The 21,004-nt window shown below is 69.3% G+C and carries 20 protein-coding genes; 11 read left to right on the top strand and 9 right to left on the bottom strand.

The genetic code is table 11. The annotated features are described in order from the left end of the window. Window positions 1-39: 39 nt before the first annotated feature. Together C8D81_RS17145 and C8D81_RS17140 are read left to right on the top strand one after the other, a co-directional pair. Window positions 40-945, top strand: a complete 906-nt coding sequence (locus C8D81_RS17145) for a DUF4862 family protein (RefSeq protein WP_094432479.1) — start codon at window positions 40-42, stop codon at window positions 943-945. A gap of 27 nt (window positions 946-972) precedes the next feature. Beyond that, window positions 973-2,634, top strand: coding sequence for a DUF885 domain-containing protein (locus C8D81_RS17140; RefSeq protein WP_208109364.1), 1,662 nt, complete (start codon window positions 973-975; stop codon window positions 2,632-2,634). A 74-nt stretch (window positions 2,635-2,708) separates the two neighbouring features. On the opposite strand, the gene C8D81_RS17135 is transcribed toward C8D81_RS17140, so the two are convergent. From C8D81_RS17135 to C8D81_RS17125, 3 genes are read right to left on the bottom strand one after another with little or no spacing between them, the layout of a single operon-like run. Beyond that, entirely contained in the window at window positions 2,709-3,272 is a 564-nt protein-coding gene (locus C8D81_RS17135; RefSeq protein WP_094432477.1) for a dihydrofolate reductase family protein, read from the bottom strand. Between the two features lie 14 nt (window positions 3,273-3,286). Then, window positions 3,287-4,882 carry a glutamine-hydrolyzing GMP synthase gene (guaA, locus tag C8D81_RS17130; RefSeq protein ID WP_094359906.1) on the bottom strand — a complete coding sequence of 532 codons (1,596 nt, stop codon included), beginning with the start codon at window positions 4,880-4,882 and terminating at the stop codon, window positions 3,287-3,289. Window positions 4,883-4,904: 22 nt separating this feature from the next. Further along, a complete protein-coding gene (locus C8D81_RS17125) occupies window positions 4,905-5,306 on the bottom strand; it encodes an HIT family protein (RefSeq protein WP_094360111.1) in 402 nt (133 codons plus the stop codon). 64 nt (window positions 5,307-5,370) lie between these two features. Here C8D81_RS17125 and C8D81_RS17120 point away from each other — a divergent pair, with 64 nt between their 5' ends. Beyond that, window positions 5,371-6,054 (top strand): TetR/AcrR family transcriptional regulator, encoded by a 684-nt coding sequence (locus C8D81_RS17120; protein WP_166646866.1) that lies wholly within the window; start codon window positions 5,371-5,373, stop codon window positions 6,052-6,054. A gap of 97 nt (window positions 6,055-6,151) precedes the next feature. On the opposite strand, the gene C8D81_RS17115 is transcribed toward C8D81_RS17120, so the two are convergent. Continuing rightward, window positions 6,152-8,302, bottom strand: coding sequence for a hypothetical protein (locus tag C8D81_RS17115; protein ID WP_094432473.1), 2,151 nt, complete (start codon window positions 8,300-8,302; stop codon window positions 6,152-6,154). Between the two features lie 132 nt (window positions 8,303-8,434). Between C8D81_RS17115 and cysK the strand changes: the two genes are divergently transcribed. Then, the gene (gene cysK / locus C8D81_RS17110) at window positions 8,435-9,364 is read left to right on the top strand and encodes a cysteine synthase A (RefSeq protein WP_094432471.1); all 930 of its coding nucleotides are present in this window, start codon (window positions 8,435-8,437) and stop codon (window positions 9,362-9,364) included. A 32-nt stretch (window positions 9,365-9,396) separates the two neighbouring features. Next, window positions 9,397-10,044 (top strand): serine O-acetyltransferase EpsC, encoded by a 648-nt coding sequence (epsC, locus tag C8D81_RS17105; RefSeq protein ID WP_229119675.1) that lies wholly within the window; start codon window positions 9,397-9,399, stop codon window positions 10,042-10,044. A gap of 76 nt (window positions 10,045-10,120) precedes the next feature. Here the strand turns inward: epsC and C8D81_RS17100 are convergent, their stop codons facing one another. Further along, the gene (locus C8D81_RS17100; RefSeq protein ID WP_094432469.1) at window positions 10,121-10,681 is read right to left on the bottom strand and encodes a TetR/AcrR family transcriptional regulator; all 561 of its coding nucleotides are present in this window, start codon (window positions 10,679-10,681) and stop codon (window positions 10,121-10,123) included. A gap of 75 nt (window positions 10,682-10,756) precedes the next feature. On the opposite strand from C8D81_RS17100, the gene C8D81_RS17095 reads away from it, so the two are divergent. From C8D81_RS17095 to C8D81_RS17085, 3 genes are all read left to right on the top strand, one after another. Further along, window positions 10,757-11,278 (top strand): HXXEE domain-containing protein, encoded by a 522-nt coding sequence (locus tag C8D81_RS17095; RefSeq protein WP_094432467.1) that lies wholly within the window; start codon window positions 10,757-10,759, stop codon window positions 11,276-11,278. Continuing rightward, window positions 11,265-12,053 carry a DNA-formamidopyrimidine glycosylase family protein gene (locus C8D81_RS17090; RefSeq protein WP_094432464.1) on the top strand — a complete coding sequence of 263 codons (789 nt, stop codon included), beginning with the start codon at window positions 11,265-11,267 and terminating at the stop codon, window positions 12,051-12,053. The genes C8D81_RS17095 and C8D81_RS17090 overlap by 14 nt, the downstream gene beginning before the upstream one ends. Before the next feature lie 125 nt (window positions 12,054-12,178). Continuing rightward, window positions 12,179-12,907 carry a FadR/GntR family transcriptional regulator gene (locus C8D81_RS17085; protein ID WP_094432462.1) on the top strand — a complete coding sequence of 243 codons (729 nt, stop codon included), beginning with the start codon at window positions 12,179-12,181 and terminating at the stop codon, window positions 12,905-12,907. A 16-nt stretch (window positions 12,908-12,923) separates the two neighbouring features. Here the strand turns inward: C8D81_RS17085 and C8D81_RS17080 are convergent, their stop codons facing one another. Beyond that, window positions 12,924-13,223, bottom strand: coding sequence for a chorismate mutase (locus C8D81_RS17080; RefSeq protein ID WP_094432460.1), 300 nt, complete (start codon window positions 13,221-13,223; stop codon window positions 12,924-12,926). 126 nt (window positions 13,224-13,349) lie between these two features. Here C8D81_RS17080 and C8D81_RS17075 point away from each other — a divergent pair, with 126 nt between their 5' ends. From C8D81_RS17075 to C8D81_RS17065, 3 genes are all read left to right on the top strand, one after another. Then, window positions 13,350-14,870, top strand: a complete 1,521-nt coding sequence (locus C8D81_RS17075) for an MFS transporter (protein ID WP_094427426.1) — start codon at window positions 13,350-13,352, stop codon at window positions 14,868-14,870. A gap of 33 nt (window positions 14,871-14,903) precedes the next feature. Next, complete coding sequence (locus tag C8D81_RS17070) at window positions 14,904-15,452, top strand: universal stress protein (RefSeq protein WP_094432458.1); 549 nt, start codon at window positions 14,904-14,906, stop codon at window positions 15,450-15,452. A 665-nt stretch (window positions 15,453-16,117) separates the two neighbouring features. Next, window positions 16,118-17,158 carry an aminotransferase class V-fold PLP-dependent enzyme gene (locus C8D81_RS17065; protein WP_094432456.1) on the top strand — a complete coding sequence of 347 codons (1,041 nt, stop codon included), beginning with the start codon at window positions 16,118-16,120 and terminating at the stop codon, window positions 17,156-17,158. Between the two features lie 27 nt (window positions 17,159-17,185). Here the strand turns inward: C8D81_RS17065 and C8D81_RS17060 are convergent, their stop codons facing one another. From C8D81_RS17060 to C8D81_RS17050, 3 genes are all read right to left on the bottom strand, one after another. Then, window positions 17,186-18,289: a GuaB3 family IMP dehydrogenase-related protein gene (locus tag C8D81_RS17060; protein ID WP_094432454.1), complete on the bottom strand. Its 1,104-nt coding sequence runs from the start codon at window positions 18,287-18,289 to the stop codon at window positions 17,186-17,188. 21 nt (window positions 18,290-18,310) lie between these two features. Continuing rightward, window positions 18,311-19,795, bottom strand: a complete 1,485-nt coding sequence (gene guaB / locus C8D81_RS17055; protein WP_094360107.1) for an IMP dehydrogenase — start codon at window positions 19,793-19,795, stop codon at window positions 18,311-18,313. A 300-nt stretch (window positions 19,796-20,095) separates the two neighbouring features. Further along, the gene (locus C8D81_RS17050) at window positions 20,096-20,995 is read right to left on the bottom strand and encodes a TIGR01777 family oxidoreductase (protein WP_094432452.1); all 900 of its coding nucleotides are present in this window, start codon (window positions 20,993-20,995) and stop codon (window positions 20,096-20,098) included. Window positions 20,996-21,004 lie beyond the last annotated feature (9 nt).

Raw genomic sequence — 21,004 nt, 5'->3', positions numbered from 1 at the left:
GGTTGGCCGATCCCGCCCGATGGTGTGGAATGAAGTTCCATGACGATTGTGCTGGGGGCCTATCCCGCGAGCCCTGCGCCGGATTCGGACGACTTCGCGGAGTTCCACCGACTGCTCACCGGGTTGACGCGGGTGTCCGGCCTGGAGCTGCCCACACATCACCTGGCCGACCCGGCCGCCCGCGCGGTGCTGGCCGCGGTCTGCCCGCCGACCTGGCGGCACGTGGTGACCAGCTTCCCCGAGACCATGCTCGCGATGGCCGCAGATCCGGTGGTCGGGCTGGCATCAGCCGACGAGACCGGTCGCCGGCGAGCGGTCGACGCGACGCGGCGGCTGGCCGACCAGATCGCCGACTTCGTGGCGCGGGGTGGCACGGTGAGCCGGGTGCTGCTGCATTCGGCACCCCGGGGTGGCAGCGCCGAGGCTCTCGACCGCTCGCTGGGTGAGCTGTCCGAATTCGACTGGAGCGGGGCCCGGCTGGCCATCGAACACTGCGATGCCGCGGCCCCGGATCACCCGGCGGAGAAGGGATTCCTCGGCCTGGCCGAAGAACTGACGGTGCTGGCGAAGCATCCGGAGGTCGGGATGCTGATCAACTGGGGGCGCTCCGCACTGGAGGGCCGCAGTGTCGGGACCCCGCTCGCCCACCTGCGGTCGGCGGAGCAGGCCGGGAAGCTAGCCGGGCTGGTCCTCTCCGGTGCGGCCGCGATCGACAATCCGTTCGGGGCGGCCTGGACCGACGGCCATCTGCCACCGGCAGCGATGGAGGCGGCCTCGCTGATGGATGCCGCGGAGATGACCCGCTGCCTCGCCGAGCTGCCCGCCGATGCCCTGCTCGGGTTGAAGATCCGGGTGAGCGGGGACCCCGACGGGATCGAGATCGGTGAGCGGGTGCGGCGCTTCGAGCAGGCGCTGGACCTGGTCGCGCAGGCCGGCAGCCGCTGAGGCGTACCCCTCCCCTAGGCTGCGGCCATGAGCGAGAACCCCACGTCCGAGGACATCGACCAGCTGGCGGCCGACTACTGGGAGGCGCTGATGGTCGCCGAACCGACCTGGCGGCATCTGCAGGGTGAGCTCACCCATGTCGGCGATTTCGAGTCCGCCGGCCGCCAGGCCGAGGACGAGCACGTCACGACGTTCCGCGACTTCGCCGAACGGGCCGCTGCGGTGCCGACCGACGGGCTCAGCGATGACCAGCGGGTCACTCGGGAGAACCTGATCTTCGAGGCGGGCACCCGGGCCGATCTGTTGGAGGCCCGACTGGCCGAGCATGCGGCCGACCCGGTGTTCGGCATGCAGGCGTCGCTGCCGGTGGTCGCCGGGATGCTCGGCGTACCCGATGCGACGGTGGCCGAGGCGATGCTGACCAAGGCCGAGGGTGTGGGCCGCTACTTCACCGAGCTCGCCGAACGGCAGCGCGAGGGCGTCGCGGCAGGGCGCGTGTCGCCGGCTTTTGCCGTGCAGGCGACGATCGAGCAGCTCGATGCCCTGCTGGCCACCCCGGTCGCCGAGGATCCGGTGCTGACCGCGATCAACCTGCCCGCGGAGGTCGACGCCGAGCACTGGCGGCGCCGCTTCGCGCAGGTGCTGGAGGAGCAGTTACGCCCGGGGCTGGCGGCCTACCGCGATGTGCTCCGCGACGAGGTGCTCCCGGTGGCGCGGCCCGACGACCGGGTCGGCCTCACATTTCTTCCCGGCGGTGACGATGCGTACGCCCGCACGCTGCGGTTCTTCACCACCACCGACAAGACGCCGCAGGAGATCCATCAGATCGGGCTGGATCAGATCGCAGCGCTCGCCGACGAGTACCGGGCACTCGGGCCGGAGGTCGCCGGAACCGACGACCTGCAAGGGATTTTCGACGCGATGCGGACCGATCCGGCGCTGCACTTCAAGACCGGTGAGGAACTGGTCGAACAGTCCAGGGTCGCGATGGCACGCGCCTGGGAAGCGATGCCGGACTGGTTCGAGACGCTGCCCCAGGCGCCGTGTGCGGTCGAGGGGGTGACCACCGGTGCGAAGGCGTACTATTTCCCGCCGGCCGCGGACGGCAGTCGCGGTGGCACCTTCTTCATCAACATCGACGATCCGACCTCGTGGGGGATCTTCGAGCTGGAGTCTTTGGCTTTCCACGAAGGGATTCCCGGGCATCACCTGCAGTTGACGATCGCCTCCGAGCTGCCGGATTCGGTGCCGGCGATCCGCAGGTACAGCGAGAATGCGGCGTACGCCGAAGGCTGGGGTCTCTACACCGAGCGGCTCGCCGACGAGATGGGACTCTATTCATCGCAGGTGCAGCGGCTCGGGATGCTGTCGGCGGATTCGCTGCGGGCCTGCCGACTTGTCGTCGACACCGGCCTGCACGCGCTCGGCTGGTCGCGGCAGCAGGCGATCGACTACATGGTTGAGAATTCGCCGATGACCGAGGGCATCTGTCGACCGGAGGTCGACCGCTACATCGTCTCCCCCGGCCAGGCCTGCTCCTACATGATCGGCCGGTTGGAGATCCAGCGGATGCGCGCCGAGGCCGAATCCCGGGAGGGGTTCGAGATCAAGAAGTTCCACTCCGCCGTGCTCGACGGCGGCGCGCTCCCGCTGAACGTGCTCGATCAGGTGGTCCGCGCCCGGGTCTGACCCACCGACGTTCATCGAGTAGCTCCGGATGCGAAGCGCAGCGGAGCAATGCGGAGCGTGTCGAGATGAACCCGTCAGCTCGCTCGGTAGTGCACGTACGCCGTGCCGTTGCCGAAGATCCGCTGTTCGACGAGTTCGAGGTCGAGTCGGACATCCTCCGGCAGCGCGCGCAGCCCGCCGCCGACGACCTTGGGCACGATGAAGAACCGGAAATCCTGCACCAGGCCTGCCCGGATCGCCGGGGCGGCGGTGGTGGGTCCGAAGATCTCCACCTCACCGGGGGCCGCGGCCACGATCCGCTGCAACTCACCCGGCTCGAGGGTCGGCAGCAGGCGTACCCGCTCGGGCGCGAGGTCGGCATCGGTCAGCGTCGAGGACACCACGACCCGCTCCAGGTCGCGCCAGCGACGGGCGAACTCCTGCTCGGCGGGCTGCCAGGTCTCGTCACTGGGATCGGTTTCCCAGTACTTCATCAGCAGGTAGGTGTTGCGGCCGAGCACCTCGGTGGACACTGCGGCGATCCGCTCGACGTGGACGTCGAAGACCTCGGTGTTCGGCGCCGACCACTGGAAGTCACCGCTGGCGTCGGCGGCGTACCCGTCGATCGACATCGTTGCGGTGTAGCTCAAGGTGCCCATGGCCGGCTACCTGTTCACTCCCATTCAATCGTGCCCGGCGGCTTGGAGGTGACGTCCAGGACGACCCGGTTCACCTCAGGGACCTCGTTGGTGATCCGGGTGGAGATCTTCTCCAGCAACTCATAGGGCAGCCGGCTCCAGTCGGCGGTCATGGCGTCCTCCGAGGAGACCGGGCGGAGCACCACCGGGTGCCCGTAGGTGCGCCCGTCGCCCTGGACCCCGACCGAGCGGACGTCGGCGAGCAGGACCACCGGGAACTGCCACACGTCGCGGTCCAGGCCGGCCCGGGTGAGTTCCTCGCGGGCGATCGCGTCGGCATCGCGGAGCAGTTCGAGTCGGTCGCGGGTGACGGCACCGACGATCCGGATCGCCAGCCCGGGGCCGGGGAACGGCTGCCGCCAGACCATCGCCTCGGGCAGGCCGAGCTCGGCGCCGACCGCGCGCACCTCGTCCTTGAACAGCGCCCGCAGCGGCTCGATCAGGGTGAACTGCAGGTCGTCGGGCAGGCCGCCGACGTTGTGGTGGGATTTGATGTTGGCCGCGCCCTCGCCGCCGCCGGATTCGACGACGTCGGGATAGAGGGTGCCCTGGACCAGGAAGTCGATGCCCTGGTCGTCGGCGATCTCGCGGGCGGCGGCCTCGAAGGTCCGGATGAACTCGGTGCCGATGATCTTGCGCTTCTGCTCCGGGTCGCTGACCCCCTCCAGCTTGCCGAGGAACTGGTCGGCGACCTCCTTGACCACCAGGTCGACCCCGGTCGCGGCGACGTAGTCCTGCTCGACCTGTTCGGCCTCGCCCTTGCGGAGCAGGCCGTGGTCGACGAAGACGCAGGTCAGCTGGTCGCCGATCGCCTTCTGCACCAGCGCCGCGGCGACCGCGGAGTCCACACCGCCGGAGAGCGCGCAGAGCACCTTGCGGTCGCCCACCTGGGCGCGCACCGCTTCGACGGTGTCGGCGACGATGTTCGCCGGGGTCCAGTCGGGCTTGCAGCCGGCGATGTCGAAGAGGAAGGATTCGAGCACGTCCTGGCCGCGTTCGGAGTGCCCGACCTCGGGGTGCCACTGCACGCCGGCGAGCTTCTTCTCGGTGTCCTCGAACGCGGCGACCTCCGCACCCTCGCTCTTCGCGAGCGTGCGGAATCCCTGTGGTGCCACGGAAACCGAGTCCCCGTGGCTCATCCACACGTTCAGCGAGGCGGGCAGGTCGGCGAGCAGCCGGCCGGCGTCGGTGATGGCAGCAGGCGTACGCCCGAACTCCCGCAGTCCGGTCTTGGCGACGTCGCCGCCGAGGGCCAGGGCCATCGCCTGGAAGCCGTAGCAGATGCCGAAGACCGGTACGCCCTGGCCGAACAGCTCCGGATCCACCTGGGGCGCCCCAGGGGCGTACACCGAACTCGGTCCACCCGAGAGGATGACCGCCTTGGGTCCCTTCGCCAGGATCTCCTCGACCGTCGCCGTGGACGGCATGATCTCGGAGTAGACGCGGGCCTCGCGGACCCGGCGGGCGATCAACTGGGCGTACTGGGCGCCGAAGTCGACCACGATCACCAGGTCGTGGTTCTGCTCGGCGACTGCCTGCTCGGGTGCGGGCTGGTTCTCGGGGACCGACATGGCGGTCAGTCTAGTGAAGGTTTCACCGCTCCAATGCCGCTGCGATCTCGGCCTGCGCACGGTCCAGTTCGGCGTCGTCGAACTGCTTCGCGGCGGACTCGCTGAGCTGGAATCCGGACATGTCGTCGGCGCCGAACACATGGATGTGCAGGTGCGGCACCTCGAAGCCGGCGACCAGGGTGGCGGCCCGTGCGGTGCCGGCAACCGGCTTCACCGCCTGACCGACCCGCTGGGCGACAGCGCTCAGGTGCTGCCAGAGCTCGGGATCGCAGTCGGTCCACTGGTCGATCTCCTCGATCGGGACGACCAGGGTGTGGCCCAGCGACATCGGCTGGATGGAGAGGAACGCCACGACGCGGTCATCGCGGTAGACGAAGCGGCCGGGGAGCTCGCCGTTGATGATGCGACTGAAGATCGTTGCCATGGCCCGAGCCTATGCCCGAGCATCCCCGCCTACGCCACCCGCCCGGCATGGCAGGATCGCCGACATGGCAACCGCACGGGAGCTCGCCCGGGAGCAGATGAACGAGCGGATCCTGGAGCTCGGCCGCCGCCAGCTGGCCGAGGTCGGGGCCGCCGGGTTGTCGGTACGCGCGCTGACCCGGGAGCTGGGCGTGTCCTCCTCGGCCGTCTATCGCTATGTCGCGAACCGCGACGAATTGTTGACCCGGCTGATCGTCGACGGTTATGACTCCCTCGGGGAGGCGGTGGAGCACGCGGGCGCGAGCCGTGGCAGTGCGTCGGCCCGTTGGCGCCGCTGCTGTGCCGCGATGCGCGAGTGGGCCGAGCAGAACCCGCACCGCTGGGCGCTGATCTACGGGTCGCCGGTGCCCGGTTACCAGGCCCCGCAGGACACCCTGGCCCCCGCCGGCCGGGTCGCGCGGGTGCTGGCGATGCTGCTGCAGGACGCCGGGGCCCGGCCGAGACCGCCGATGGCCCGACCCGAACGGCGATTGCTGGGCAATCTCGAGCAGGCGGCGGCGCTCTTCGACACCGAACTGGACGGTGCCACCATGCTCGCCCTGATCTCGGCGCTCACCCGACTGGTCGGCACGCTGAGCCTGGAGCTCTCCGGCCACCTGGTCGGTACCGCCGAGCCCGCCGAGGCGTACTGGTCCTGGCTGGTCGAGGAGCTCGCCCACGAACTGGGACTCGCCGATCCGGACGGCTGAGTCTGCCCGCCACCGGCCCGGTCGGTTCGACCACTTGGTGACCCACGCACCCGGGCTTCGACTCGCTGGCGCTCGCTCAGCCGACGGGTGGGGTCGCTCAGGAGACGCGGGCCGTCCGGGTACCGCGCTGCAGGTCGATCTCCAGCGTGGCACCGTCGATCGAGACGTTCCACACCGGATCCCCGGAGGCCACCTTGACGAAGGGATTGTCGATCCGGCCGGGGGCCCGCTGGTCCACCGAGCGGCCGTCGACGGTGAAGAAGCCGCTGCTGCCATAGGCCATCAACCCGGCCGACGGTGAGCGGAACTGCACGTCGAAGCCCAGCGCGACGCCATTGGCCGACCCGCGCGGGGTCACCGCGGGTTGGGAGTTCTCCAGGGCGGTGACGAACGCGTCGAAGGACCCCCACTGGCCCCGGTCCCCCACCTCGGTGATCCAGACGTTGTCCGCACCGCCCGCGGCGACCAGGTCGTAGGGCCGGTTCAGCCCGGCGGGGTTCGGGGCGACCGGGGCGAACTCGGTGGGCCGATAGGACCAGAGCCCGACGTAGCCGTCGCCGACCCGGCCGATCGTCCAACCGCCGACCCGGCGTACCTCCTCGAAATGCTGGGTCGGGAAGTAGGCGTGGGTGATCGGCAGATAGTTCGCATCGGCGTTCGCGGCGTCCTGCCCGGGCGGGAACCGCGGTGCATAGATGTTGATCGCCGCGCGATCCTGCTGGGCGGTGCGCGGCATCGTCAGCCCGCCGTTCCAGTAGAGGTCGTCATCGGCCCACCGGCCGCGGTTCGCACCCGCCCGGTCGGGATTGCCCGGCTGGGTGGTGAAGACCACCGCATCGGGCGAGAGGGTCGCCTGCCAGGCGTGGTACTGCCGCCCGACACAGCCGGGCCGATAGTCCTGCGCGGAGGAGAGCATCGCGTTCGCACTGCGCCAGGTCACCGTCGAGACCTCCGACAGCAGACCGGCGTTGACCTGACAGGCCAGCGCGTATGCCACGTACTGCGCGCCCTCGACATTCGCGGTACCGGGCTGGCGCAGCAGCGGCCGGATCGGCTCGAACAGCTGGGTCCGCCACAGCTCCTGCTCACGGATCGTCTGCAGCGAGATCGGCACGACCTGCCAGGCCGTCATCGCCCCCCGGTCCCACCAGAACTCGACGTCCTCGGGCCGGGAGAAGCTCGTCCCCGGCGGCGGTTTCGGGGTGGTCGTCACCGGTTGCGACGGGTCGAGCGCCACCCCCATCCGCTGCTTGTCGGTGAACGCCTGGGGTGTGCGGGCGATCCGCTCGATCGCGATCGGCAGCCGATACTTCGTGCCGGTGGCCAGCAGCAGCGCGCCGAAATCGACCCAGTCGGCGTACCCCTGTGGATTGCTCTGGAAGAGGAAGTGGACGATGTCGCGGGTGTTCTGATCCGCGGCCCGCGACTTGTCCTTCATGTAGGAGCGGCCGTGGGTGACGCCGAAGTTGCCCTGCAGCTGCCCGGTCGCCAGATCGAGGAAGAAGACGTCCAGCATCGCGGTGGCGCGGGCGGCGATCTCGGGGTCGCCGTATTCGGCGAGCAGCAGCAGCGGCTGGATGTCCTCGGGATAGTAGACATCGGAGCGCCACTCGCTGAACCCCCAGCGGGCCTTCTCATCCAGCCAGCGCACGACCCGCTCCCGGCCGCGATCGGCGTGGCTGCGCCCGGTCTCCCCGGTGACCGCGAACCGTTCCTCGGGCAGCGCGGAGCCGGCCAGGTATTCCAGCGTGTGGGTGATGATCCGGTGGTTCTCCGACCAGAACCACTTGTGGTCGATCATCCCGTTCGGCCGCGGATCGGTGTACCAGTAGCGGAATCCCAGCAGCCGCTGCTTCAGCGCATCCGACAGTTCGGGTGACAGCTTGTCCCCCTGGCTGCGCCAGAGCAGGAAGACCCGCATCAGGTCGAAGTCGCTGGTGTCCTGGTTCTGGTCGATCTTGGCGAAGATCTCGCGCAGGTCGGCCGGTCGGAACTCGGCCGGGTCGATCCGGAAGTCTGGTTCGAGAGCCGCCCGGGCCAGGTTGGCGGTGACGCTCTCCAGATTCGATCGGTCCAGTCGCTGCGTGGCCTGCTGGAGGTACGCCCGTTGCCGGGCGGCCCAGGTGGCCGGGTCGATCAGCCCCTGGTCCGGCGGGGTCGGCGGGGTGATCGTGCAGCCGGCGACGAACAGTGCGAGCACCGACAGCACCAGCAGCAGCCGGCGGGGAAGCAGACCGGGAGAACGCACGCGCTCCAGTGAACCAAACGACCCCCACCGAACCCATCCGACAGGGGCCTGCCCACCGCACCGCGGGCAGAAAATGTCCAGATTCCGGACGGACTTGGAATAGCACCCGTCATTGCGGTTGTTTATGGAGCTATGACGATCTTCGAGGACGTGACCAAGCTCATCGGACGAACCCCGCTCGTGAAGCTGAACCGGGTGGCCGGCGATTCCCAGGCGAACCTGGTCGCCAAGCTGGAGTTCTACAACCCCGCCAACAGCGTGAAGGACCGGATCGGTGTCGCGATGATCGACGCCGCCGAGGCCTCCGGTGAACTGAAGCCGGGCGGCACCATCGTCGAAGCCACCTCCGGCAACACCGGGATCGCGCTGGCCATGGTCGGCGCCGCCCGCGGCTACAAGGTCGTGCTGGCGATGCCGGAGACCATGTCCGCCGAGCGCAAGGCGCTGCTCCGGGCGTACGGTGCCGAACTGGTGCAGACCCCGGGCTCCGAAGGCATGAAGGGCGCGGTGAACAAGGCCGAGGAGCTCGGCGCCCAGGAGGGCGCGGTGCTGGTCCGCCAGTTCGCCAACCCGGCCAACGTCGAGATCCACCGCAAGACCACCGCCGAGGAGATCTGGTCCGACACCGACGGCAAGGTCGACATCGTCGTCGCCGGTATCGGTACCGGCGGCACCATCACCGGCGTGGGCCAGGTGCTCAAGGAGCGCAAGCCCGAGGTCAAGATGATCGCCGTCGAGCCCAAGGAATCGCCGATCCTGTCCGGCGGCCAGCCCGGCCCGCACAAGATCCAGGGCATCGGCGCCAACTTCGTGCCCGACATCCTGGACCGCGACATCTATGACGAGGTGATCCCGGAGGACGTGGCGACCGCCAAGGAGTACGCGCGCAAGCTCGCCACCGACGAGGGCATCCTCGCCGGCCTGTCCGGTGGCGCCGCGGTGGCGGCCGCCGTCGAGGTCGCCAACCGGCCCGAGAACGCCGACAAGACCATCGTGGTGATCGTGCCCGACTTCGGCGAGCGCTACCTGTCCACGGTCCTCTTCGAGGGCCTGGTGGAGTGACCCATCAGCCCGACGCAGCCTGACGAGCGGACATGACCATGCACCAGCGAGCAGACGGCGACCCCGGCCGCCCCAGCGCCTCGAACGCGGGCGAGCAGACCCCGCGCCCGGGGTTGTTGCGGCGGCTCGCGGACCGCTTCACCGAGGACCTGCAGGCGGCCCGGCGCAACGACCCGGCCGCGCGTTCCACCGCGGAACTGGTGCTGGCCTATCCCGGGCTGCACGCGATCTGGATGCACCGCGCGGCGCATGCGCTCTGGCAGTCCGGCGAGTCCGGCAAGCTGCCGGCGCGCGTGCTCTCGCACGTCAATCGTGGGCTGACCGGGATCGAGATCCACCCCGGCGCCACCATCGGTCGGCGGTTCTTCATCGACCACGGGATGGGCGTGGTGATCGGCGAGACCGCCGAGATCGGCGATGACGTGATGCTCTACAACGGCGTCAACCTGGGCGGCCGCACCCTGCAGAAGGTGAAGCGGCACCCCACCCTCGAGGACGGCGTGGTCGTCGGCGCCGGCGCCCGCATCCTCGGCCCGGTGGTGGTCGGCAAGGGCGCCGCGGTCGGCGCGAACGCCGTGGTGACCCGGGACGTACCGGCCGAGCACACCGCGGTCGGTGTCCCGGCCAGCGCCCGCAGCCGTGCCCAGATGGCGCTCGCGGAGCCCGAATACATCATCTGAGCCACACTCACGCTCATCGAGTAGCGAGCCATGCGGAGCCTGCGGAGCAGTGGCTCGCGTGTCGAGATGATCGCGCTCACCCCTGGGTGAGTCGCTGGAGTCCTGCCCTCAGTTCGTCCAATGCGGGCTCCTCGTGCAGGACCAGGAGCCGGTAGACCAGCGCGCCGGCCACCATGTCCACCGTCAGCGCCGGGTCGGCGACCTGCCACCGGCCCTGGTCATTGCCCCGGCGGAGCGCATCGATCGCGGCATCGCGGAGCGGGTCGATCAGGCGCCGCCGATAGCTCGCGGCAACCTCCGGTCGATCGAGCAGATCGATGCCGACCTGCAGCAGCGCCGGCCCCAGCGGAGCCGTCAGCGCGGCGTGCACGGCCACCAGCAGCGCATCCAGGTCCGCACCGGGATCGGTGCTGGGTGTGGGGTCCAGATGTCCGACCGTGTGCGCCATCGCATCGACCGCCAGCTCGGTGAGCGACGGCCAACGTCGATAGATGCTCGACTTCGGTACGCCGGCCAGGCGCGCCACGTCGGCCACCCGCAACCCGCGGAATCCCTTCTCCCGCAGCAGGTCCACCGTGGCATCGATCACCTTGGCATCGAGACCGGGGTCACGTGGCCGGCCAGCTGGAGACGTCACCGGTCCACCCTAGAACCGCGCGACGATTTACGCTACTGTCAGTAGCGCTACTAATGGTCGCGAAATGAGGTCGCCATGAAAGCCATGAACCGCAGCACCACCAGCACCGCCGGGTTCTTTCTCGCCTGGCTCGCCCACGACCTCGAAGAAGTCATCACCTACGTCGAGAGCACCCGCCGGCTGCACCGGCGACTGCCCGGCTGGTTGCCGACCCCGCCGGTTCCGGACCAGCTCCAGGTGAACGTCGCAGTGGCCGCGATGGGGACGGTCGTGTCGGCTGCCGCCGTACAGGGCGTACGCACCGGTGGCAGGTCACAGTTCTTCCAGGATTCCCTGTGGGCATTCGGCATGCACGGTTTCGGGCATCTGGCCCTCAGCGCGCTGACCCGCGGTTACACCACCGGCGTGCTGACCGCACCGACCGTGGTGATCCCCTTCTGGTGGTGGGCCACCCGCACCCTCGAAACCGCGGGCGCGACTCAGCGACCGCGCCACGGTCGGGCCGTCGCCCTGCTCCTGGGAGCACTGGTCGGCGCGCACACCCTGGGGCAGCTCGCCAGCCGGTCCCGCCTAGGCTGGGCCGGTGCCCGAGGGTGATGTCGTCAAGCGCTCCTGCGCGGCCCTGCATGCCGCACTGGCCGGGCAGCAGCTGACCCGCGCGGAGTTGCGCGTACCCGAGTACGCGACCGTGCCGCTGGTCGGAGCGACGGTGCTCGAGGTGGTCGCGCGCGGCAAGCACCAGCTGACCCGCTTCGACAACGGGCTCACCCTGCACACCCATCTGCGGATGGAGGGCGGCTGGCGGGTCGTCCGGACCGGCCGCACCCCGCGCGATCCGGCGTACCAGATCCGGGCGATCCTTGGAAACCCCACCCAGACGGCATTCGGGCTGCGCCTGGGGGTCACCGAGGTGATCGAGACCGCCCACGAGGACCGGGTGGTCGGGCATCTCGGCCCCGACCTGCTCGCCGACGATTTCGACGCCGACGAGGCGCTCCGCAGGCTGCGCGCCGACCCCGCGGTGCCGATCGGCGAGGCCCTGTTGGACCAGCGGAATCTGGCCGGGATCGGCACCTTCTATCGCGCGGAAGTCCTTTTCCTGCAGGGAATCCATCCGCGTACGCCGGTCGCTGACATCGAGCGGTTGCCGCGGCTGGTGACCCGCGCCCGGCAGTTGCTGCAGGCAAACGCGGCCCGGCCCTACCAGGTGACCACCGGCCGGAACCGATCCGGTGAGCGGACCTGGGTCTTCGAACGAACGGGCCGGGCCTGCCGACGCTGCGGCACCCGGATCGCCGAGGAACGGTTCGGCCCGGTGGGCAAGGAGCGGCTCAGCTACTGGTGCCCGAGCTGCCAGCCGGATCGTCGCTGAGCTCCACAGGCAAGTGGGTCGTGTGACCAACGATCTGTGTGAATCTCGGGGTATCGGCCCTCTCCCGCGGCTAGGCTGATCTGATCGAGCCGCGCACACCCCCCGCCGGCTCACCAAGGAGGACCATGGCTGAAGAGAACGCCTGGCGGATTGTCGGCCAGCGCGGGCTGACCGCCAGAATCAAGGGTGAGATCCTCAGAGTGATGACCGAACGCCGGCTCAGATCCGGTGACCGACTCCCGGCCGAACGGGAGCTGGCGGCCCTGCTGGGAGTCAGTCGGCCGTCGGTACGCGAGGCGATCAGATTGCTGCAGGCCGAGGGTCGGCTCGATGTCCGGCACGGATCCGGCGTCTTCGTCACCGAACCGGAGACCCAGGAGCGGTTGCGCCGGCAGCTCTCCCCCGCGACCGATCTCGACCTGCTCTATGACATGCGTGAGGTGCTGGAGGTGCCGGCGGCCCGGTGGGCGGCCGAGCGCCAGTTGCCCGAGCTCGCCGAGGTACGCCGGGCCTTCGACGCCCTGGACAGCTACACCCGCAGCGACGCGATCGACTTCGACGAGCTGCAGCGGCTCGACATCACCTTCCACACCCGGATCGTGCAGGCCTCGGGCAACAACCTGCTGGTGCAGACCCAATCGGTGATCTACGACCTCATCCTCGACGGGATGCGCTCCACCCTGCTGGCACCCGGCCGACTGGAGGCCTCCCGCGCCGACCATGCGGCGATCCTGGCCGCACTGGAGGCGGGCGACCCCGAGGCCGCCGCGGCCGCCTCATACGCACACATCCAGGCCGCCCGGGCCGCCGCGACCGAGAATCCCGAGCAGCTCACCCGACGACCGACCGGTTGAGGGGCGATACCGGCGATCAGTCCGGCCGGAGTTCCGCGGCGATCTTCTGGTGGTGGCGGACCACCTCGCCGACGATGAAATTCAGGACCTTCTCGGCGAACTCCGGGTCGAGCTTCGATTCCTCGGCGAGTGCCCGCAACCGGGCGATCTGCTGCTGCTCCCGTTCCGGGTCGGCGGGGGGCAGACCGTACGCCGCCTTCAGCTCGCCGACCCGTTGGGTCACCTTGAAGCGCTCGGCCAGCAGATGGACCAGCGCGGAGTCCATGTTGTCGATGCTGCCGCGCAGTCGGTGCAGCTCGGCGTACGGGTCACTCATGGACGCCACTGTAGGCCCCGGGTCCCGGAATCGGGGGGCTTGCCCAAATGCCTCGACACAGACTTATAGTCAGTCAATGTAATGGGCAACAAGCGTCCCGAACCAGCCCCACAGGAGGTGACGCGGATGTCATCGACGGCCAGCACCACGAGCGACCGCCCGATCAAGAGTCAGATCCCAGCCAGGATGCACAACATGCCCTGGTCGAGGTTCCACTGGATGGTGATCCTCGGCCTGGGTACCGCCTGGATCCTCGACGGCCTGGAGGTGCAGTTCGTCTCCCTGGCCGGTTACAAGCAGACCCTCGGGATGGACCCGACCTGGGTCGGATTCGCCGGTACCGCCTATCTGCTCGGTCAGGTGAGCGGCGCGCTGATCTTCGGCCGGATGGCCGACACCCTCGGCCGCAAGAAGCTGTTCAGCCTGACCCTGGCGGTCTATCTGATCGGTTCCGGACTCGCCGGCCTCGCCCCGGCCGCGCCCCCCGGACAGACCTCCGGCCCGCATCTGGGGATCTGGATCTTCCTGATCTGCCGGTTCATCGCCGGCATGGGCATCGGCGGCGAGTACAGCGCGATCAACGCTGCCATCGACGAGCTGATCCCCGGCAAGTACCGCGGCCGCGTCGATCTGGCCATCAACGGCACCTACTGGGGTGGCGCGCTGATCGCCGCCGCGGCCAGCTTCTTCCTGCTCAACCCCGACTACGTGCCGCACGACTGGGGCTGGCGGATCTCCTTCTTCATCGGCCCGGTGCTCGGCATCATCATCATCTTCATGCGCCGACACATCCCGGAGAGCCCGCGTTGGATGGTGACCCACGGTCGCGCCGAGCAGGCCGAGCGGATCGTCGCCGGCATCGAGTCGGAGGTCACCTCCTCCGGGCGGCAGCTGCCGAAGATCGACGACTCCACCGCCGAGTGGGTGAAGCCGCGCGAGGGCCTGAAGCCCAAGCAGTTGGCGTACGTCTTCTTCAAGCTCTACCCCACTCGCACGGTGCTCGGCATCACGCTGATGATCACGCAATCCTTTCTCTACAACGCATTCTTCTTCACCTACGAGGGAGTGCTGGATCAGTTCTATGGCAAGCCGGCGAACATCGCGGCGGTCTATTTCCTGCCCTTCGCGGCCGGCAACCTGCTCGGCCCGTTGCTGCTCGGGCACTTCTTCGACACCATCGGTCGGCGCAAGATGATCGGTGGCACGTACGCGGTGGCGGCGATCGTGCTGCTGATCTCGGCGTTCCTGTTCCGCGCGGAGATGTTGAGCGCGGGCGGGCACGTGGCGCTGTGGTGCGTGTCCTTCTTCTTCGCCTCCGCGGGTGCCTCGGCCGGTTATCTGACGGTCTCGGAGATCTTTCCGCTGGAGGTACGCGGGCAGGCGATCTCCTACTTCTTCTCCGTCGCCCAGGCGGTCGGTGCGACCGGTCCGGCGATCTTCGGTGCACTGATCACCGCCTCGGAGGAGGCCAACAGCCGCACCCCGATGTTCTGGGGTTACATCGCCGCCTCGGTGGTGACGTTGATCGGTTCGCTGGTGGCCTTCCGGTTCGGGGTGGACGCCGAGGGCAAGGCGCTGGAGGAGATCGCTCCCCCACTGAGCTCCTATGACGAGCACGGCAATGAGACCACCCGGTTGCCCGTCTGATCCCATGAATCCCTTCACAGGCAGGAGTTCGCGATGATCGACAAGCCCTATCTGGTGGTGGTCGGGGTCAGCGCCACCTCCAAGTCACCGCACGCACTGGAGTGGGCGGTGGCCCAGGCGGCGGCCGCCGGTGGGCGGGTGCTGGCGGTCCGTGCCTGGCGGGTGCACTCGCCGATGGCGACACCCTCGGGGCCGGCCACCGGCCTGCTGGAGGATCCCGCCGGGGTCGGGCACGAGGCCGAGGTGCAGCTCGCCCGCGACGTCGAGGAGGTGCTCGGCGCCCAGCATGGGGTGCAGACCCTGGTCCGCCGCGGCAGCACCTTAGAGGTGCTGCTGGAATCCTCGCGGGATGCGGATCTGCTGGTCGTCGACGCGCCGCGGCAGCTGATCGCCGGGCCGATGTTCGCGCACCGGCTGGTGTACGCCGCCGACTGCCCGGTGGTGGTGATGCCGCCGGCCCTCACCAGCGCCGACACCCCACCCTCGGCGCTCAGCCGGTTCGGCCGGGCCGTCGGCTCGGCGGCACTGCGGGCCGCGGGCACCGCCGGTCGGCCGGGTTATCGGGTGCCACCGCGCGGCTGAGTACGCTCAGCGGGTAGGCCGCCATGCGCAGCGAAGCGGAGCAATGGCGGCCGGGTTCCCACGCTCATCGAGTAGGACGCCATGCGCAGCGGAGCGGAGCAATGGCGGCCGTGTCGCCACGCTCATCGAGTAGGCCGCCATGCGCAGCGGAGCGGAGCAATGCCGGCCGTGTTCCCACGCTCATCGAGTAGGCCGCCATGCGCAGCGGAGCGGAGCAATGGCGGCCGTGTCGAGATGAAGCAGAGCCCCTCCCACCAACTTCATCCCGGTGCCCCGAGGTCGGCTACCGGGGGCAGGTCTGATCGGGTTCGCTCCCCTTCGCGGTTCAACTCTCACTCTGCGGCCTGCATACAGTCCGCGAAGTGGGAGATGAGCCGCGGAGTGGGATCGGCCGGCCCCGGCGGGCGGGACCCACCCCGATCAGCGGGCCTGTGAAATTTGCGGCTCGATCGCAGGATCGACCGATCTGGGCGCCGATTGGGAATCGAGCCGCAGATTTCGGTGGGCTGAGCGAGCGAGAATGTGCGTCCGCGGGCTGTCCGCGTGACCCCCGGTGGTCCCGTGCGCTGCTCCAGGGGTGCAAACCGGTGCTCGACCAGTGATCACTGACCCGCTCGCTGCGCGTACTACTCGAGGAGCGTGGGCAGGGGCCTATCGTGAGCCGCATGCGAGAGGCCTTCGGAGCGCGGTTCGATGTCGGGGTCGGCTATCTGAACTCGGCGAGCATCGCGATCCCGCCGCAGCAGACCCTGGCCGCGGTCACCGAGGCCGTCGCGGCCTGGGGTCGCGGCGGCGCCCTGTCCGGTGATTTCGACGAACCGGTCCGGGTCGCGCGGCAGGCGTACGCCGACCTGGTCGGGGTGTCGGTGGACCGGGTGGCGATCGGGCCGTCGGCGTCCGCGCTGATCGGTCTGGTCGCGGCCAGTCTCCCCGACGGGGCCCGGGTGGTGGTCGCCGAGGGCGACTTCACCAGCGTGCCCTGGCCATTCGCCGCGCAGGCCGAGCGCGGGATCGGCGTACGGGAGGTGCCGCTGGACGCCATTGCGGAGGCGGCTCGGGAGGCCGACGTGGTCGCGGTCAGCGTGGTGCAGTCCTTGGACGGGCGGGTCGTCGACCTCGAGGGGCTGCGGGCGGCCGTCCGTGATACCGACACGATCGTCGTCCTGGACGCGACCCAGGCGGTGGGCTGGCTGCCGGACCCGCTGGACTGGGCCGATGCGGTGATCGCGGCCGGGTACAAATGGCTGCTCAGCCCGCGCGGCTGCGCCTGGGGCGCCTTCTCCGAACGGCTGGACCGGATTCGTCCGGTGGCCGCCAACTGGTACGCCGGCGCGGACCGGGCCACCTCGATGTACGGGATGCCGCTGCGACTGGCCGACGACGCCCGACGGCTGGACGTCTCACCGGCCTGGTACAGCCACGTCGGGGCGAGTGTGTCACTGCCCTGGCTGGCCGGTCTGGACCTCCCCGCGGTCCGCGATCACTGTGTAGGCCTGGCCGATGATTTCCTTGCCCGCTTGGATCTCCCGCCGCAGGGCTCGGCGATCGTGGCGATCGACTCCCCCGACCCGGCGGCGATCGAGCGGCTCCGGGAGGCCGGTGTCGTCGGCACCGCGCGCAGTGGCCGGCTCCGATTCTCCTTCGCCCTCTACAACACCGAGGCCGATGTGGACGCCGCGGTCCGCGCGCTCCGGGCGGCGTACTGATTCATCGGGCGTACTCACCGGGCACCGTCAGTTGACGACGACCTCGACGCGCTGGAATTCCTTGACCTCGGTGTAGCCGGTGGTGGCGAGGGTACGCCGCAGCGCGCCGACCAGGTTCATCGACCCGTCGGCGACGGTGCTCGGGCCGTGCAGGATCTCATCGAGCGAACCGAGGGTGCCGAAGTGCGTCCGCTCACCGCGCGGCAGGTCGGCGTGCCAGGCCTCCGCGCCCCAGTGCCAGCCGCGGCCGGGCGCCTCGCTGGCGCGGGCCAACGGGGAACCGACCATCACCGCATCGGCACCGCACGCGATCGCCTTGGCGATGTCGCCGGAGCGGCCGACGGCACCGTCGGCGATCAGGTGCACATAGCGCCCACCGGATTCGTCCATGTAGTCCCGCCGGGCCTCCGCCACATCGGCCACCGCGGTCGCCATCGGCACCGAGATGCCGAGCACGTCACGGGTGGTGTGGGTGGCGCCGCCACCGAAGCCGACCAGCACGCCCGCGGCCCCGGTCCGCATCAGGTGCAGGGCGGCCTGATAGGTGGCACAGCCGCCGACGATCACCGGCACATCCAGGGCGCCGATGAACTTCTTCAGGTTCAACGGTTCGCTGCGGCTCGATACGTGTTCGGCCGAGACCGTCGTCCCACGGATCACGAAGAAGTCCACGCCGGCCGCCTCGACGGTCTGCGCGAACTCGGCGGTGTTCTGCGGGGACAGCGATCCCGCGACCGGTACGCCGGCATCGCGGATCTGCTTCATCCGCTCGGTGATCAGCTCGGCCTTGATCGGTTCGGCATAGATCTGCTGCATCCGACGGGTCGCGGCGATCGGGTCCTTGTCCGCGACCACCTCGGCCAGCAGCGGCACCGGATCGTCGTAGCGGGTCCAGACACCCTCCAGGTTGAGCACCCCCAGACCACCGAGTTTTCCCATCAGGATCGCCGTTTCCGGCGACATGATGGAGTCCATCGGCGCGGCCAGGATCGGGAAGTCGCACTCGACGGCATCGATCTTCCAGCGCAGCGACACCTCCTCGATCCCCCGGGTGCGCCGGGACGGGACGATGGTGATGTCGTCGAAGGCAAAGGCGCGCTGGGCACGTTTGCTGCGACCGATGTCATACATGAAGGAGATCCTCGCAGAGATTCAGTTGTTGGCGGTGTAGTTCGGGGCTTCGACGGTCATCTGGATGTCGTGCGGATGGGATTCCCGCAGCCCGGCGGAGGTGATCCGCACGAACCGGCCCTTGGCGTGCAGCTCGGGGATCGAGCAGGCGCCGGTGTAGAACATCGACTGCCGCAGGCCGCCGACGAGCTGGTACGCCACGGCGGCGAGCGGACCGCGGTAGGCGACCTGCCCCTCGATGCCCTCGGGCACCAGCTTGTCATCGGAGGTGACATCGCCCTGGAAGTAGCGGTCCTTGGAGTAGGAGGCCTTGCGGCCACGGGCGGCCATCGCACCGAGCGAACCCATCCCGCGGTAGGTCTTGTACTGCTTGCCGTTGATGAAGGTCAGCTCACCCGGGGACTCCTCGCAGCCGGCGAGCAGGGAACCGAGCATCACGGTGTCGGCGCCGGCCACCATCGCCTTGGCGATGTCGCCCGAATACTGCAGGCCGCCGTCGCCGATCACCGGCACCCCGTATTCGCGCGCAGCGCGGGCGGCGTGGTGGATCGCGGTCACCTGGGGTACGCCGACACCGGCGACCACCCGGGTGGTGCAGATCGAACCCGGCCCGACACCGACCTTCACCCCGTCCGCACCGGCCTCGCAGAGCGCCTTCGCCCCGGCGTACGTCGCGACATTGCCGCCGATGATGTCCACCCCGGCCGCCGCCTTCTCGGCCTTCAACCGGCGGATCATCTCGATCACACCCTGGGAGTGGCCGTGGGCGGTGTCCACCACGATCACGTCGACACCCTCCTCGACGAGCGCCATCGCGCGCTCCCAGGAGTCACCGAAGAAGCCGATCGCGGCACCGACCAGCAGCCGGCCCTGGGAATCCTTGCTGGCATTGGGATATTTGTCGGACTTCACGAAGTCCTTGAGCGTGATCAGGCCCTTGAGCCGATCGTCAGAGTCGACCAGCGGCAGCTTCTCGATCTTGTTGGCGGCCAACAGGTTCATCGCCTCGTCGCTGCTGATGCCGACCTCACCGGTGACCAGCGGCATCTTGGTCATCACGTCGCGGACCAGCCGGTTGGGGTCGCTCTCGAAGCGCATGTCACGGTTGGTGACGATGCCGAGCAGCTTCAGGTTCTCATCGACGACCGGGACACCGGAGATGCGGAAGTGGCCGCACATCTCGTCGACCTCACCGATGGTGGCGTCGGGGGAGATGGTAATCGGCTCGGCGATCATGCCCGCCTCGGACCGCTTCACCTGATCGACCTGCGAGGCCTGCTCGGCGATCGACATGTTGCGGTGCAGGATGCCCAGGCCACCCTCACGGGCCATCGCGATCGCCATCCGGGACTCGGTGACGGTGTCCATCGCCGAGGACAGCAGCGGGATCTTCACCGAGACGTTCCGGGACACCTTGGAGGTGGTGTCGGCACCCGAGGGGATGACATCGGATTCGTTGGGTTGCAGCAGCACATCGTCGAAGGTCAGGCCGATCTCGGCGAACATCGACGGCACGCCCGTCGGATCCAGAACATTGCCGGCGGACAGCTCATCAGCCACGCGAGCACCCTTTCACGCGATCAGTGGGGAGACCGCTGACGCTGCGGCCTGGAGAACAGTGTCAACCCATCCTACCGCGCGTCGCCGAGTCGGCGAGCGTCGGCAAGCGCGCCCCCGCTCTGGAAGAGCACCAAGGAGAAATCCCGCGTAGCAATCCTCCGCGACGCCGAATCCCGCGTGGATTTCGACGACTGCGATGAAGAGCGGGGATTGGGCGCGCGGGCGCGAGCCGACAGGCAGGCCAGATCAGACGGCGAGCACGGCCGCCAGGGCCTCCGGCAGCTTCGGGTGCCGGAAGGCGAATCCGTTCGCGTGCAGGGCCGCCGGGCGGATCCGGTTGCTGGTCAGCAGTGCCTCCTCGACGAGCTGGTCGCCGAAGGCGAGCCGCAGCGCCGGCAGCGGGACCGGCAGCTTGGTGGGCCGGTGCAGCTGCCGGCCCAGTTCGTCGGTCAGCTCGGCGTTGGTCACCGGGAACGGCGCGGTCAGATTCACCGGCCCGGAGACGTCATTGATGAGCAGATGCTCGCAGGCCGCGACGTGGTCGGCGAGGGTGATCCAGGGCAGCCACTGGCTGCCGTCCCCGAGCCGGCCGCCGAGCCCGGCGCGGAACAGCGACAGCTGCTTGCCGAGGAACCCGCCGCGGCGGTCGAGGACCAGCCCGGTGCGCAGCAGTGCGGTGCGTACGCCGGCGCGGACGGCCTCGGCGGTGGCGGCCTCCCAGCGCTGGCAGACATCGGCGAGGAAACCCTCCCCCTCGGGCGCGGACTCATCGATCTCGCGGTCACCGGTGTTGCCGTAGAAACCGACCGCGGAACCGGAGAGCAGCACCGAGGGCCGATCCTCGGTCGCCATCAGCCTGGCCAGGGTACGGGTGCTGTTCAGTCGGCTGGCGAGCAACTCGTGGCGCCGGCTGGCGGTCCAGCGGCGGTCGGCGATCCCGGCCCCGGACAGGTTCACCACCGCGTCGATGTCGGACAGCCCGAGGCCCTCGACGTAACCCGCCGTCGGATCCCAGCGGCGCTCGGTGGTCGTCGACGCGGGCCGGCGGACCAGGCGTACCACCTCGAACCGGTTCTCCAGCCGAGATGCCAGCGCCGTGCCGATCAGCCCGGAGGCACCGGCGATCGCGATCCGTTCGATGCTCATCCGACACTC

Source organism: Enemella evansiae, assembly GCF_004362375.1.
Taxonomy (GTDB): Bacteria; Actinomycetota; Actinomycetes; order Propionibacteriales; family Propionibacteriaceae; genus Enemella; species Enemella evansiae.
Note: the sequence above shows the minus strand (reverse complement) of the source record. Positions and strands in the feature narration are given on the sequence as shown.